Here is a 15,355-nt window from a genome sequence, read left to right on the forward strand (position 1 = left end):
GGAAAGGCCAGCGATACAGGGTGATAGCCCCGTACATGAAAACGACCTTGAAGTGAAATCGAGTAGGGCGGGACACGTGACATCCTGTCTGAATATGGGGGGACCATCCTCCAAGGCTAAATACTCCTGACTGACCGATAGTGAACCAGTACCGTGAGGGAAAGGCGAAAAGAACCCCTGTGAGGGGAGTGAAATAGAACCTGAAACCGTGTACGTACAAGCAGTGGGAGCCCTTCGGGGTGACTGCGTACCTTTTGTATAATGGGTCAGCGACTTACATTTTGTAGCGAGGTTAACCGTATAGGGGAGCCGTAGGGAAACCGAGTCTTAACTGGGCGTCTAGTTGCAAGGTGTAGACCCGAAACCGGGTGATCTAGCCATGGGCAGGTTGAAGGTTGAGTAACATCAACTGGAGGACCGAACCCACTAACGTTGCAAAGTTAGGGGATGACCTGTGGCTGGGGGTGAAAGGCCAATCAAACTCGGAGATAGCTGGTTCTCCCCGAAAGCTATTTAGGTAGCGCCTCGGACGAATACTACTGGGGGTAGAGCACTGTTTGGACTAGGGGGTCATCCCGACTTACCAACTCCATGCAAACTCCGAATACCAGTAAGTACTATCCGGGAGACACACGGCGGGTGCTAACGTCCGTCGTGAAGAGGGAAACAACCCAGACCGCCGGCTAAGGTCCCAAAGTTCTGGTTAAGTGGGAAACGATGTGGGAAGGCTCAGACAGCTAGGATGTTGGCTTAGAAGCAGCCATCATTTAAAGAAAGCGTAATAGCTCACTAGTCGAGTCGGCCTGCGCGGAAGATGTAACGGGGCTCAAACCAGGCACCGAAGCCGCGGATTCACACTTATGTGTGAGTGGTAGGGGAGCGTTCTGTAAGTCTGCGAAGGTGTGTCGAGAGGCATGCTGGAGATATCAGAAGTGCGAATGCTGACGTAAGTAACGATAAAGGGGGTGAAAAGCCTCCTCGCCGGAAGACCAAGGGTTCCTGTCCAACGTTAATCGGGGCAGGGTGAGTCGACCCCTAAGGTGAGGCCGAAAGGCGTAATCGATGGGAAGCAGGTTAATATTCCTGCACGACTTGTAATTGCGATGGGGGGACGGAGAAGGCTAGGTGGGCCAGGCGACGGTTGTCCTGGTGAAAGTGCGTAGGTGGTGTTTCTAGGCAAATCCGGAGACACAACACTGAGACACGAGACGAAGCCACTACGGTGGTGAAGCCATTGATGCCCTGCTTCCAGGAAAAGCCTCTAAGCTTCAGATTACAAGTCATCGTACCCCAAACCGACACAGGTGGTCGGGTAGAGAATACCAAGGCGCTTGAGAGAACTCGGGTGAAGGAACTAGGCAAAATAGAACCGTAACTTCGGGAGAAGGTTCGCTCTTGACAGTGAAGTCCCTTGCGGATGGAGCAGTTGGGAGTCGCAGTGACCAGATGGCTGGGACTGTTTATCAAAAACACAGCACTCTGCAAACACGAAAGTGGACGTATAGGGTGTGACACCTGCCCGGTGCCGGAAGGTTAATTGATGGGGTTAGCGCAAGCGAAGCTCTTGATCGAAGCCCCGGTAAACGGCGGCCGTAACTATAACGGTCCTAAGGTAGCGAAATTCCTTGTCGGGTAAGTTCCGACCTGCACGAATGGTGTAACCATGGCCATGCTGTCTCCACCCGAGACTCAGTGAAATCGAATTCGCCGTGAAGATGCGGTGTACCCGCGGCTAGACGGAAAGACCCCGTGAACCTTTACTACAGCTTGGCACTGAACATTGAACCTACATGTGTAGGATAGGTGGGAGGCTTTGAAGGCGTGACGCCAGTTGCGCTGGAGCCGTCCTTGAAATACCACCCTTGTATGTTTGATGTTCTAACGCAGGGCCCTGAATCGGGCTCGCGGACAGTGCCTGGTGGGTAGTTTGACTGGGGCGGTCTCCTCCCAAAGAGTAACGGAGGAGCACGAAGGTTGGCTAATCCTGGTCGGACATCAGGAGGTTAGTGCAATGGCATAAGCCAGCTTAACTGCGAGACGGACAGGTCGAGCAGGTACGAAAGTAGGTCATAGTGATCCGGTGGTTCTGAATGGAAGGGCCATCGCTCAACGGATAAAAGGTACTCCGGGGATAACAGGCTGATACCGCCCAAGAGTTCATATCGACGGCGGTGTTTGGCACCTCGATGTCGGCTCATCACATCCTGGGGCTGAAGTCGGTCCCAAGGGTATGGCTGTTCGCCATTTAAAGTGGTACGCGAGCTGGGTTCAGAACGTCGTGAGACAGTTCGGTCCCTATCTGCCGTGGGCGTTGGATGATTGAAGGGAGTTGCTCCTAGTACGAGAGGACCGGAGTGAACGAACCTCTGGTGTTCGGGTTGTCACGCCAGTGGCACTGCCCGGTAGCTAAGTTCGGAATCGATAACCGCTGAAAGCATCTAAGCGGGAAGCGAGCCCTGAGATGAGTCATCCCTGACCCCTTGAGGGTCCTAAAGGGCCGTTGGAGACCACAACGTTGATAGGTGGGGTGTGTAAGCGCGGCGACGTGTTGAGCTAACCCATACTAATTACCCGTGAGGCTTAACCATACAACACCCAAGAAGTGTTCTGGGCCTTGTAGCAAGTGTATGAACTACTAACTAATTCAGTGATAGTGATGAAGCCACGAGCGACATCATTACTCACGTCAGCTTTCTAGATTAAGAATTTGCCTGGCGGCCATAGCGCCGTGGAACCACCTGATCCCATGCCGAACTCAGAAGTGAAACGCGGTAGCGCCGATGGTAGTGTGGCATTCGCCATGCGAGAGTAGGACACTGCCAGGCACCCAATTAAACAGTTGTGCACACATTGCATGATTGGCCGAGAGGATGACACCTCGTTGAAACGGCAGACAATTTAGCAAAATGCTAACCAGACAGCGGAGCGGTAGTTCAGTCGGTTAGAATACCGGCCTGTCACGCCGGGGGTCGCGGGTTCGAGTCCCGTCCGCTCCGCCACTACTTAAGAAGCCCAGTCGAAAGACTGGGCTTTTTTTCGTTTCAAGCTCCCCCGAAACACCACAGTCATCATTAAATATCAGTGAATTGCCACATGGCCTCTATTTGTCACCACGGCTCACACGGCTTCCCTGGACACTCCTCCACGTGCATACGAAGTAGAGGGAGGAGCAACTGTCCACTCAACAGACTTGGCTGCTCGGTGAATGAAGAAGTGATGAAGTTGTGTCACTCTGGCGGGCTGAGGTGCTCTGCTTTTCTGCCCTGGGCAATGGATGTTGATTTCGGTCCTGGTGGCCAGGGTCGTCAACGAGGTGCGCGGGAGGCTTCTCGTGCCTGAGGGTGAGGCGATTCAAGCAACAGCTCCGGGGCTGCGCGCCTGGGATGAGCTGAATCGCTGGAGTGCATATAAAGAAAAGGGGACGGCGTTTGCCGTCCCCTCAAGTCATCTCGTCCAGTCCCTGAACTGCCATGCTCCCTGCAATCCTTGACTCTATCCTTTCCTTTGGAATTTCCCCTTCCCATTCCATTGGGGTGTCCTGTGGCCATCCTAGCCTGGCAATCACTCCTGATTGCTTCACCGTCTCCATCCTGGAGGTGTCCATTACCACATCCCGTGGTGTTCCTTGCGTCATCCAGACAGATAACCATCCCGGTGATCTCGCTTCATCCTGAAGCTGTTCCTGCCGCTCCTGCGGGGTTCCTATCATCCTTAAGAGTGACTATCCGTGCCACTCAGCCCCATCCCGAGGTGTCCTGCGACCGCATCCTGCGGTTGTCCTGTCATTCCTTGTGATAACCATCCGGGTTATCAACCTCATCCTGAGGTGTCCTGCCACGTCCTGCGGCTTTTCCTATTTATGCGCTGTTCCTGCATCCTGCCGAACCAGCCGTCCTTGTGAAACTAATACTAAGGCAATCGTGGGCAGGAACAAGGCATGAGAGGCCATCAGATAGCGTCGGATGATAAAAAGGCATCAGCTTTAAATCTGAATTTATGTTATTTATCAGCATGTTATTTAGTTTCTCAGGAAAGCATGAGGCTCTCGGGATAGCTTCACGTACGGCTCGACACTGAGGGGTCTTACAGGAGGAATGGCGGATCTCTCACAACCAAAAACAGGGAGGAAAACGATGGTACAGAAGGTTCAATAAAGGATGTAAGAGTTAAAAATTAATTGAATAATTATGTGTTAAAAACAGACAGAAGCCGAGCTCATGCTCGGCTTCTTATCATTTATCCGATTGTGCTCAGCTGACCCGGGTACCCGGTGTCGGATATGCCTTGCGCAGGGACTCCGGGGCCAATACTTCCAGGTTGCCACTCATGTTGTTCAACCAGGAGCGGAACTCCGGCGTATCCTGGACCTCGGTCTCCACCACCACGCTGCGCTTGTCGTAGCGGGTCATGCGCGGGTTGTGGCCCGGGATCTGCCCATCGATCAGGGTGGGGCAGTTGGCATCGATGCGTCCGACGAAGCGGATCGGGCCGCTGACGTCCTGATAGCCCTGGTCGCGGATCAGCTTCTGGACGTTGAAATCCTTCGGCTGGGTGGCGCTGAAGTTGGTCAGTTCCACGTTCTTGATGTGATCGAACGGGATGCCATAGACCTTGGGATCCAGCTCGGACAGGGTGCAGAGCAGGATGGGGCCATCGGGCTGGTTCAGGATCCCGAGCGGATTGATGCGGTCATAGCAGAGCCACACTGTGCGCTCCTTGATGACACGCTGGATCTCGGCGCTGAACTTGCGACCACGCCAGAGGGCGTCGCGGATCAGGGTGCTGCGGCGGATCTCCGGGTTGCCGGCAAAGGGGCGTGGCGACTGATGCACGCTCTCGAGCCAGCGTTCCGCCAGTTCGCTTTGGCTGTCGCGGATCACCTGGCTGGCCTTGTCGACCAGGGGGTTCAATTCGGTCAATACACTCGCCGGTAGCAGTTGGCTCGCCTGATCACTCCAGGTTTTCAGGGCCACCGCCAGGGAGAGCGGCATGATGTTGGCAAAGTCGTTGAGACCGTGGCGCTCGAAGCACCAGCCGTGTGGTTTGCTGCGCTCATCCGAGGTGAGGTCGAACAGTCCCATGCCGGACATCTCTTCCAGGTCCCGTTGCACGGTACGCAGACTGACGTGAATACCTTCCTCTTCCAGTTTTACCTGGAGTTGGCTGGCGGTCAGCTTGTAAGGGCGGTGCGGGATGCAACGCGCCAAGGTCAGTTGTCGTAACAGCTTCTTACTCATGGTGCATGCCTTCACTGGTTTAGCGTTGAGTGTATCCTAGCCATGGTGTGCGACAGTCTATGTCGCAAGTTTTGCTGCGACAACTGTCGCCATTTTCATACATAACAAGATAAGTAATTGATAAATATCGTTAAACAAAATATGAATGGAGCTTTTTGGAGCCTTATTTTGCCAAAATAAAGTGCTCTTCGTATTTCCCGGTTGTCACGACAGGGGAGAAAAGTGTAGAGAGCCAAGGGAGAGGGGGGCGTTCAGCAGGGGGAAAGAGGTGAGGGGCTGGCCCCTCACCGGCAAAGAGGACGTTCAGGCCAGCCAGGACCAGGCTGACTTGGTGATGGCGGCGCCAATCATGTAACCAAATACCGCGAGGGCGGCAACCCCGGCGACCAGCTTCTGGCCTTGGGCAGGGCGCTTGAGCGCCATGACGCCGAGGCCTATGTAAACCACCAGTGCGATCAGCTTGGCCATCAGCCAGGGTTGCTGGCCCGGGCTCATCTGCAGGGTGACCGCCAGCAGCACGCCAAACAGCAGCAGCAAGGTGTCGTTGATATGGGGCAACACCTTGAGCCACTTCTGTTGCAAGCGCCCGCTGCCAGCCAGCGCCAGGCTCCAGCGGTAGATGAAGAGCAGCAGGCTGACCATGGCCAGGGTCATGTGCAGGTGTTTGAGCATGGGGTAATAGGCAATCATATTGCTTCCTTGTCGTTGTCGGGCAGACCGCTGTTCCAGTTGTGAGCGTGGGTACGCTCCTGTCCTTCCTCGTCGTCTTGCAGCAGATCGGAGAGGATCTCGCGGTATTGCAGGCTCTTGTTGATATAGGTGTGCTCGTCATCCAGGTAGTTGACCTGTTCCCGCAGCAGCCGGTTGTCATACTGCTTGAACACCTGACCCGCACGCCAGGCCTGGTTGGCCCGAAATCCGAGCTGGGTCAGGGCCTCTACACCCAGATCCACGGCCGATCCCAGGGTTTCCCGGTGCACGCTGTCGACTCCGTGACGGAGGATCTCGTGGGCATGGGGCCTGTCCTGGGCGCGGGCCAGTATCTTGAGGTGCGGGAAGTGTTTCTTCACCATCTCGATCACCTCGAGGGAGGTCGCCGGATCGTTGATGGAGAGCACCAGCAGCTTGGCCTTGTGGGCCCCGGCGGCATGGAGCAGGTCGAGCCGGCTGGCATCGCCGTAGAATACCTGATAGCCGTACTTGCGCAGCATTTCTATCTGGCTGGCGTCCTGCTCCAGTATGGTGGTGCCTATGCCGTGGCCGTGCAGCAGGCGCCCCACTATCTGACCGAAGCGGCCGAAGCCGGCGATGATGACGGGGTGCTCGACCAGTTCGGGTTGCTCGTGTTCGGGCTGGTCGGCCTGGTTGCGGTAGTCGAACCAGGGCTGGATCACCCGATCGTTGAGGATCAGCAGGAGCGGCGTCAGCGCCATGGAGAGCGCCACCACCAGGGTCAACAGCGAGATGGTGTCACCGGGCAGCACCTTGTTCTGGGCGGCAAACGAGAACAGCACGAAGGCGAACTCCCCCCCTTGTGCCAGCGCCAGGGCGAAGGTCCAACGCTGGCTCGGCGAGATGCGAATGATCAGGCCGAGCACCATCAGCACCCCCCATTTCAAGAGCATCAGCCCTATCACCAGGGATGGAATGAGCAGGGGATGGGCGGCAAAGAGGCCAAAATCGATGCCAGCCCCCACCGACATGAAGAAGAGGCCGAGCAGCAGCCCCTTGAACGGCTCTATGTCCGCCTCCAGCTCGTGGCGATACTCGCTGTCTGCCAGTACCACGCCGGCGAGGAAGGAGCCAAGGGCGGGGGAGAGCCCCACCGACTCCATCAACACGGCGATGGCGATCACCAGCAGCAGGGCGGCGGCGACGAAGATCTCCCGCATGTGGGACTGGGCTATGGCACGGAACACCGGCCGCATCAGGTAGTGGCCGCCCAGCACTATGCCGGCGATGGCGGCGACCACCAGCAGGCCGTGCTGCCAGCCCGCCAGATCCGGATTGCCGTTGCTGGCGACCGGCGCTATGGCGAGCAGCGGCAGGATCGCCAGTATGGGGATGACGGCGATGTCCTGGAACAGTAGCACCGCGAAGGCGGAGCGCCCGCTCTCGCTCTGCATCAGTTTGCGCTCCTGCAGGCTCTGCAGCACTATGGCGGTGGAGGAGAGCGCCAGAATAAGCCCGATGGCCAACCCCTGTTGCAGCGGCAGACCGATCAGGTGCGCCACGCCAGTCAGGGCGGCGGTAGTGAGCAGCACCTGCAGGCCGCCGGTGCCGAGGATGGGGCCCTTCAGCTGCCACAAGAGGGCCGGACGCAGCTCGAGGCCGACCAGGAACAGCATCAGCACCACCCCGAACTCGGCGAAGTGCATCACGTCCTTCTGCTCCCCCACCAGCCCCAGCAGGAAGGGGCCTATGATGATGCCCGCCAGCAGGTAACCGAGCACTGAACCCAGCCCCCAGCGCTTGGCCAGCGGCACCGCTATCACCGCCGCCGAGAGATAGATCAAGGCGTCAAACAACAATCCGTGCCCCATCAGCCGGCCCTCCGTTCGTCTCTGTTCGTCAGGGCCGGCTGCGCAAGCCCGATGAAAATCCAGCCCGTCGTCATGACAACTCCCCCAGCAGATCCCGCAGATAGGTGCTGCCCGCGAGCTGGGCCGGGGTCAGCCGCTCATCGCGCAGGGCGCAGATCAGCTGGCGGTACTCCTGGCCACAGCGGCGCAGCGCCTCCGGATCCTTGAGCTTGTGGAAGGAGTGCAGCACGAAGGGGGGCAGCCACTGCATGCCGCACAGCTGCGCGGTCTGCTGGAACGGCAGCAGGAAGTCGAGCAGCGGGCGCTGGTTGTAGCCCTCGCTGCAATATGATTCGGGAGCACCCCCCGTGGTGATGGCAGAGAGCCACTGCTTGCCGCTGAGGGCGTGGGCCTCTGGACCGTAGGCGTAGCCGTACTCCAGCACCAGATCCATCCACTCCTTCATGATGGCCGGGCAGGAGTACCAGTAGAAGGGGTGCTGGAAGACGATGATGTCGTGCTCCGACAGCAGGGCCTGCTCCCGCTTCACGTCGATGAACATGTCCGGGTAGTGGTGGTAGAGGTCGTGCAGGGTGATGCCCTCCAGGCCGTCGAGTGCCTGCAGCAGCTGCCTGTTGGCCCTGGAACTCTGCAGGGCCGGATGTGAAAAGATGATCAGAATGCGTTTCATGGGGTCCTAGCCTGAAGAGGGGCCTGGTGCCGATAAAAAAGGGCGGTGAGCTGCGACGTTATCAAGAAGCACCCCGGCTCGCCAGTTCCGGGATCAGGTCGCGCAGCGCCGGATTCAGGGTCTGGTGGGCGGGATAACAGAGCCCGATGCGGCGGAACATCCGGGGTCCGTTCACCGCCACTGTGCGCAGACCCGGCTCATCTTCCACCAGACCGTCGGGCAGGAAGCTGATGCCCACCCCCGCCAGCACCAGCGCCATCACCAGCCCCTTGCTCTCGGCCTTGGCCACCAGATTGAGAGTGAGCCGGTCACAGGCCAGCAGGCCTATGGTCTGCTGATGAGCCTCACAAGGAGGACATTCAATAAAATCATGATGTTGCAGCTCTGCCAGCGGGATCCTCTCGCGACTGGCAAGGGGATGGTCGACCGGGACGCAGAGCACATAGTCCTCCTCCCAGAGCGGCAGGAAGATCTCGTCCTCCCGGCGCAGGGCATCCAGGGTCAGCCGGCAGTCGGCAGGGGTGCCGTAGTCGGAGAGGGTGAGATCCAGCTCCGGCAGCACTCCCTGCACCCGTTGCAGCAGCCCGGCCAGCCGGCGGCGGCTCAAGTCCGGCATGATGGCGATGTTGAGCCTGGCGCGCGTCGCTTTCTGGCGAAACAGGGTCGGCAGGCGGCGCGCCTCCTCCACCAGCTTGACTGCGTGGGGATAGAGATAGTGGGCCGGGTCCTTGGCCTCAACCCCCTTCTTGCCTCTGATGAAGAGGCTGTCACCGAGGGCCTCCTCCAGCTGGCGCAGGCCCGCCGAGAGGGAGGGTTGACTGACGTGGCAGCGTGCCGCCGCCGCCGTGATGTTCTTCTCTTCATAGATGGCGATGAAGAAGCGCAGCAATCTCAGGTCCAGCATAAAACCAACCATAGTTTTTTCAGATGATAACCAGCGGAAAACAATATTTATCACCGATAGATGTGGCGACTATAGTGATTGAGTCCCGTGCTGGCCAGCCCTTGTTTGACTCAGTTCCTCAATGAATCAGAAGGAAATACCCATGTCCAAGTCCCTCGTCGTGATCACCGGTGCTTCCGCTGGGATAGGTGCCGCCATCGCCCGCGCCTTCTCTGCCGCCGGTCACCCTCTGTTGCTGCTGGCCCGCCGTGTCGAGCCCATGCAGGCGCTGAACCTGCCCGATACGCTCTGTGTCGGGGTCGACGTCACCGACACCGCCGCCATGAAGGCAGCCGTCCAGCAGGCGGAAGCCAGATTCGGCCCTGTGGGCTGCCTGGTCAACAACGCGGGCGTCATGCTGCTGGGTCAGGCCGACGTGCAGGATCCCGCCGAGTGGCAGCAGATGCTCAACATCAATGTGATGGGGGTGCTGAACGGCGTGCATGCCGTGCTGGCCGGGATGAAGGCGCGCCGCAGCGGTACCATCATCAACATCAGCTCCATCGCCGGTCGCAAGACCTTCCCGAACCATGCCGCCTACTGCGCCACCAAGTTCGCTGTGCACGCCCTGACCGAGAACATCCGGGAAGAGGTGGCAGACGTCGGCGTGCGCATGGTGACCATAGCCCCGGGGGCGGTGGAAACCGAGTTGCTCAGCCACACCACGGACGAGAGCATCAAGGCCGGCTACCACGGCTGGAAAGAGGAGATGGGAGGCGTCATCGCCCCCGAGGTGATCGCCGAGGCTGTGCTCTATGCCTGGAGCCAGCCCGCCAACGTCTGCGTGCGCGAGATAGTGCTGGCAGCCACCCGCCAGCAACCCTGATGACCATGACGGCGGGGAGGGCTTGACCCTCCCCCTGGGCCAAGGGTTACCATAGGCCCTCTTCGATCACTGAGTCATCCCATGGTTCTGACCCGTCGCCAACTCGCTCGCGCCCGCCGCTGGCTCCCCCTGTGGAGTCTGCTGATGGTGCTGATGTCGTTTGGCAGCCGGGCGGCGACCGATCTCTGTACCCTGACTCCCCATTGCAGCCAGAGCGAACGCACCCTGGAAAAAGCCATGCCTTGCGGCAGCTTCACCTCGGCGCTCGCCATGACGGTGCTCACCGGCGACAGCCTGACGGTGGCCTGGCTTGAGCCCGACATGCCAGCGTTCATTTCCCCCTCCCTCTTCATGCCGGAGGCGCCGCTGGAGCGGCTCGAACGGCCCCCTCGCCAGACAGCTTGAGTCGAGTTACCCGTTTTTTGGGCATTTCTTCTTATCCGAGGTGAGTCATGTACAAGTCTCTGTTACTGGCCGTGCTGGCCGGTACCGTCAGTTTTTCTGCTCTGGCAACCGAGCAGATGACAGTCTACAAGTCCCAGTATTGCGGCTGCTGCAAGACCTGGATCAAGCACATGGAAGAGAACGGCTTTGCGGTCAAGGTCGTCGAAACCGAGCAGCTTGAACCCGTCAAGCAACAGTACGGCATCACTCCGCAGCTGGCTTCCTGCCACACCGGGGTGGTGAACGGCTATGTGGTGGAGGGACATGTGCCCGCCGCCGACGTGCAGAAGCTGCTCAAGGAAAAACCGGCGATCCGCGGTCTGACCATTCCGGGCATGCCCCAGAGTGCGCCGGGCATGGATATTCCGGGTCAGCCCTATCAGGTGCTGAGCATCAGCGAGGAGGGCGCGACCAAGGTCTGGTCGAGCTATCCCGGCTGACGAACACTGGTCATGAGCCGGCACCACTCCATCATGTGAGGCACACCTGAGCGAATCCGTGCCGCTCATGGCCAGAGCAGGAGGGCCACCCTTGTGAGAGGGTGGCCCTTTTTCATGGTTTGGGGCCGAATGTCCGGGGATCACTTGCAACCCAGGGCGACAAGGGGCAGATTGATCGCCAATTTATTTTCTCAGGGGCGATGTTCCGGTTTGCCAGCCTTGTTTCCGCACCGGCGGAGTGAGCGGCGGCGGCTTGATCGTCAATTCATGGCGCTCCCCGCGAGCCTGCCTGCCCTGTTACAGCGCAAAGGATGCGACATGTTCATCTTTCCCCGAGGGTTGCTGCTGCTGGCTTGTCTGGCCGCCGTGCCCTGTACCCATGCCAATGAAGAGCCCGTCATGCCGACAAGCGAAACTCCCATCCTGCCTCCTGTGGCCCCCAAGCACCCCCATACCCTGAAAAAGCACGGGGACGTCCGGATCGACAACTACTACTGGCTGCGTGACGACGAGCGGCAGAAGCCCGAGGTGCTGGATTATCTCAAGGCCGAAAACGCCTACACCGAGGCCATGCTCAAGCCAGTCCAGCCGCTGCGCGACCAGCTCTACAAGGAGATGGTGGCCCGCATCCCCCAGCAGGACGAGTCGGTGCCCTATGTGAAGAACGGCTACCGCTACCAGACCCGCTATGAACCGGGCAAGGAGTACGCCATCTACTCCCGCACCAAGGTGGTGGAGAAGGACGCCAGCCTGATGCTGGACAGCAACCAGCGCGCCGAAGGCCACGAATTCTATGCGCTAGGGGCCCTGGAGGTGAGCCGCAACAACCGCTGGCTGGCGGTGGCGGAAGACTTCCTCTCCCGCCGTCAGTACCAGATCCAGTTCCTCGATCTGGAGAGCGGCACCTGGGCCGCCGACAAGCTTGAGAACACCTCGGGCAACCTGGTGTGGGCCAACGACAGCAAGACGGTGTTCTATGTGCGCAAGCACCCCAAGACATTGCTGCCCTATCAGGTCTATCGCCACGAGCTGGGCAGCGACCCCGCCAAGGACAAGCTGGTCTACGAGGAGAAGGATGACAGCTTCTACGTCAGCCTCTATGCCACCACCTCGGAAGACTTCATCGTCATCGCCCTCTCCAGCACCACCACCAGCGAGGCGCGCCTCATCGACGCCAACACGCCGGTCCAGGCGCCGCGCCTGTTCCTGCCCCGTCAGGTGGATCACGAATACAGCCTGGATCACTACCGCGGCCGCTTCTATGTGCGCTCCAACAAGGACGGCAAGAACTTCGGCCTCTACGAGACCAGGGAGAGCCCGGTGGATCGCTGGAAGGCGGTGATAACCCCCAATCCGGACGTGCTGCTGGAGAGCTATGCCCTGTTCAGGGACTGGCTGGTGCTGGAGGAGCGCAGCAAGGGACTGACCCGGCTGCGCCAGATCAACTGGCAGAGCGGCGAACAGAAAGAGATCGCCTTCGACGATCCGGCCTATGTCACCTGGCTCGCCTACAACCCGGAGCCGGAGACCAGCGCCCTGCGCTATGGCTACTCCTCCATGACCACGCCGTCCTCCACCTATGAGCTGAACCTGGACAGCGGCAAGCGCACCCTGCTCAAGCAGCAGCCGGTGGCGGGTTTCAAGGCCGACAAGTATGCCAGCGAGCGGGTCTGGGTGACCGCCCGCGACGGGGTGGCGGTGCCTGTCTCCCTGGTCTATCGCAAGGATCTGTTCAAGAAGGAGGGCAAGAACCCCCTGCTGGTCTATGGCTACGGCTCCTACGGCGCCAGCATGGATCCCGACTTCAGCAGCTCGCGCCTGAGCCTGCTGGACAGGGGCTTCGTCTACGCCATCGCCCATGTCCGGGGCGGCGAAGAGCTGGGGCGCCCCTGGTATGAAGACGGCAAGCTGCTGAAAAAACAGAATACCTTCCACGACTTCATCGACGTGACCGAGGCGCTGGTGGCCCAGGGCTATGGTGCCAGGGATCAGGTCTACGCCATGGGAGGCAGCGCCGGCGGCCTGCTGATGGGGGCCATCATCAACCAGGCGCCAGCGCTCTATCGCGGCGTGGTCGCTCAGGTGCCCTTCGTCGACGTGGTCACCACCATGCTGGACGAGTCCATCCCCCTCACCACAGGGGAGTACGACGAATGGGGCAACCCGAACCAGAAGCGCTACTACGACTACATGAAGAGCTACAGCCCCTACGATCAGGTCAAGGCGCAAGCCTACCCCAACCTGCTGGTCACCACGGGTCTGCACGACTCCCAGGTACAGTATTGGGAGCCCGCCAAGTGGGTCGCCAAGCTGCGGGAGCTGAAGATGGACGACAACCAGCTGCTGCTCAGCACCGACATGGATGCCGGTCACGGCGGCAAGTCGGGGCGTTTCAAGGCCTACGAAGACATAGCTCTGGAATTCGCCTTTATCCTGGAGCTGGCCAAGCCGAAGGCATAAGGCGGTGGATGAGCCGTTGTGACCGGCCGCAGGCAAGTCGGGCTGTTGCAAGGCCTACGAGGACATAGCCCTGGAGTTCGCCTTTATCCTGGAGCTGGCCAAGCCGAAGGCATAAGGCGGTGGATGAGCCGTTGTGACCGGCCGCAGGCAAGTCGGGCTGTTGCAAGGCCTACGAGGGCATAGCTCTGGAGTTTGCCTTTATTCTGGAGCTGGCCAAACAGAAGGCATAAGGCTGGGTTAACCGCTTGTTGCTGAACCGCGATCCGGGCGCCAGGGATGGCGCCGATTCGCAGATGAGATCAGGCCGGCGAGGGCAACCCGCCGGCCTGTGTCTTGCCCCCTATCCTGACCCTGTCTCGGGCCGCCCTCAGCCAGATGGCAGCCCTTGCCAGTCAAGGGCTACAAAAGAATCCACCCCCTCCATTTCCCCGCTGCCTGCGCACACAAAACCAATTAATCCACGACCGATGAATTGATGATCCAGTTCAAATTTCTCGCTATTTAAATCCACCGTTTTGCCATTTTGTTTGATTTATGTTGGCACTCTGTGCCTAATCAAGGGGTTACAACTTTTGATCCGGCTATTTTGTGGTCGAATCACCCTCAGTCGGCATGACGCTGATTATCTCACCGCAGGATGATGGTGGCTTCTGGAAGGGCGTTCGCCGCTCGACCATTTCCTCGTACGAGGCTGTATAGGCAGACCCAGTCTTGATGCGGGTCCGTCTCATATTCACCCGGGAATCGGGTGAGATAAATCAATGAAAAGGATGAAGAACATGAAAGGATTATCCTTGGCGTGCGCCCTGTCGGCGGCTCTGGTCGGTGCTACTTTCGGTGGTCCGGTGCAAGCGCAGGAGCGCTTCGTGACCATAGGCACCGGCGGTCAGACCGGCGTCTACTACGTGGCGGGCCAGTCCATCTGTCGTTTCCTCAATCGCGGCGCCGCCGATCACCAGATCAAGTGCAACGCGCCGGCCAGTGGCGGTGGCGTGGCCAACGTCAACGGCATCCGCAGCGGTGAGTTCAACTTCGGCATCATGCAGTCCGACCACCAGTACAAGGCGATGAAGGGGCTGCCCCCCTTCCAGGCCGAAGGGGCCATGGATGACATGCGCGCCGTCTTCTCCCTGCAGAGCGAGGTGTTCACCATTCTCGCCCGCCGCGACGCCAAGATCGCCAGCTTCGACGACCTGAAAGGCAAGCGCGTCAACATCGGCAACCCGGGCTCCGGCCAGCGCGACACCATGGAAGAGATCATGGCGGTCAAGGGCTGGAAGAAGGGCGACTTCGGCCTGGTCTCCGAGCTGAAACCGGCGGAGCAGGCCTCCGCCCTGGGTGACAACAACATAGACGCCATGAGCTACTTCGTCGGCCACCCGAACGGTGCCATCCAGGAAGCCTCCACCACCACTGACGCCGTGCTGGTGCCGGTGACCGGCGCCGACATCGACAAGCTGCTGGCCGAGAAGAGCTACTACACCAAGGCCGAGATCCCGGGCGGCATCTACAAGGGCAGCGACCAGCCGACCCCGTCCATCGGTGGCAAGGCGGTGCTCTCCACCAGTGCCAAGGCCGATCCTGAAGTGGTCTACCAGCTGGTGAAATCTGTGTTCGACAATCTGGACCGCTTCAAGCGTCTGCACCCGGCCTTCGCCGATCTGAAAGAGGCCGACATGATCAAGGTGGGTCTCTCCGCGCCCCTGCATGAAGGCGCCGCACGTTACTACAAAGAGCGTGGCTGGCTCTGATTGAAGGCCTGCCGGCCTTCCATCGTTCTCTTCGACACCCG

The 15,355-nt window shown here is 59.4% G+C and carries 10 protein-coding genes, 1 tRNA gene and 2 rRNA genes (1 of these 13 only partly in view); 8 read left to right on the forward strand and 5 right to left on the reverse strand.

Annotated elements, in window-relative coordinates; translation table 11 throughout:
- The 3 genes from ACFWHB_RS01335 to ACFWHB_RS01345 form a co-directional block, all read left to right on the forward strand.
- A 23S ribosomal RNA gene (locus ACFWHB_RS01335) occupies positions 1–2,588 on the forward strand (it extends 302 nt beyond the left edge of the window).
- Positions 2,589–2,710: 122 nt separating this feature from the next.
- Positions 2,711–2,825, forward strand: a 5S ribosomal RNA gene (gene rrf / locus ACFWHB_RS01340).
- A gap of 97 nt (positions 2,826–2,922) precedes the next feature.
- A tRNA-Asp gene (locus ACFWHB_RS01345) sits at positions 2,923–2,999 on the forward strand.
- A 1,251-nt stretch (positions 3,000–4,250) separates the two neighbouring features.
- Here the strand turns inward: ACFWHB_RS01345 and ACFWHB_RS01350 are convergent.
- From ACFWHB_RS01350 to ACFWHB_RS01370, 5 genes are all read right to left on the reverse strand, one after another.
- Positions 4,251–5,237 (reverse strand): helix-turn-helix transcriptional regulator, encoded by a 987-nt coding sequence (locus ACFWHB_RS01350; RefSeq protein WP_025325391.1) that lies wholly within the window; start codon positions 5,235–5,237, stop codon positions 4,251–4,253.
- A gap of 303 nt (positions 5,238–5,540) precedes the next feature.
- A complete protein-coding gene (locus tag ACFWHB_RS01355) occupies positions 5,541–5,927 on the reverse strand; it encodes a SirB2 family protein (RefSeq protein WP_395949310.1) in 387 nt (128 codons plus the stop codon).
- Positions 5,924–7,780: a monovalent cation:proton antiporter-2 (CPA2) family protein gene (locus ACFWHB_RS01360; RefSeq protein ID WP_106885230.1), complete on the reverse strand. Its 1,857-nt coding sequence runs from the start codon at positions 7,778–7,780 to the stop codon at positions 5,924–5,926. The genes ACFWHB_RS01355 and ACFWHB_RS01360 overlap by 4 nt, the downstream gene beginning before the upstream one ends.
- A gap of 70 nt (positions 7,781–7,850) precedes the next feature.
- Positions 7,851–8,450 carry a glutathione-regulated potassium-efflux system oxidoreductase KefF gene (locus tag ACFWHB_RS01365; protein ID WP_025325394.1) on the reverse strand — a complete coding sequence of 200 codons (600 nt, stop codon included), beginning with the start codon at positions 8,448–8,450 and terminating at the stop codon, positions 7,851–7,853.
- A 61-nt stretch (positions 8,451–8,511) separates the two neighbouring features.
- Entirely contained in the window at positions 8,512–9,354 is an 843-nt protein-coding gene (locus ACFWHB_RS01370) for a LysR family transcriptional regulator (protein WP_395949311.1), read from the reverse strand.
- 142 nt (positions 9,355–9,496) lie between these two features.
- Here ACFWHB_RS01370 and ACFWHB_RS01375 point away from each other — a divergent pair, with 142 nt between their 5' ends.
- The 5 genes from ACFWHB_RS01375 to ACFWHB_RS01395 all read left to right on the forward strand — a co-directional run bounded on the left by ACFWHB_RS01375 (position 9,497) and on the right by ACFWHB_RS01395 (position 15,314).
- Positions 9,497–10,219: an SDR family oxidoreductase gene (locus ACFWHB_RS01375; protein ID WP_106885228.1), complete on the forward strand. Its 723-nt coding sequence runs from the start codon at positions 9,497–9,499 to the stop codon at positions 10,217–10,219.
- Between the two features lie 81 nt (positions 10,220–10,300).
- Positions 10,301–10,624 (forward strand): hypothetical protein, encoded by a 324-nt coding sequence (locus ACFWHB_RS01380; RefSeq protein ID WP_139745802.1) that lies wholly within the window; start codon positions 10,301–10,303, stop codon positions 10,622–10,624.
- A gap of 47 nt (positions 10,625–10,671) precedes the next feature.
- Positions 10,672–11,103, forward strand: a complete 432-nt coding sequence (locus ACFWHB_RS01385; RefSeq protein WP_139745803.1) for a DUF411 domain-containing protein — start codon at positions 10,672–10,674, stop codon at positions 11,101–11,103.
- A gap of 318 nt (positions 11,104–11,421) precedes the next feature.
- Entirely contained in the window at positions 11,422–13,563 is a 2,142-nt protein-coding gene (locus ACFWHB_RS01390; protein ID WP_395949312.1) for a S9 family peptidase, read from the forward strand.
- Between the two features lie 779 nt (positions 13,564–14,342).
- Entirely contained in the window at positions 14,343–15,314 is a 972-nt protein-coding gene (locus ACFWHB_RS01395; protein WP_106887813.1) for a TAXI family TRAP transporter solute-binding subunit, read from the forward strand.
- Positions 15,315–15,355: the final 41 nt, after the last annotated feature.

It is taken from the genome of Aeromonas mytilicola subsp. aquatica, from assembly GCF_044336385.1.
Classification (GTDB): domain Bacteria; phylum Pseudomonadota; class Gammaproteobacteria; order Enterobacterales; family Aeromonadaceae; genus Aeromonas; species Aeromonas rivipollensis.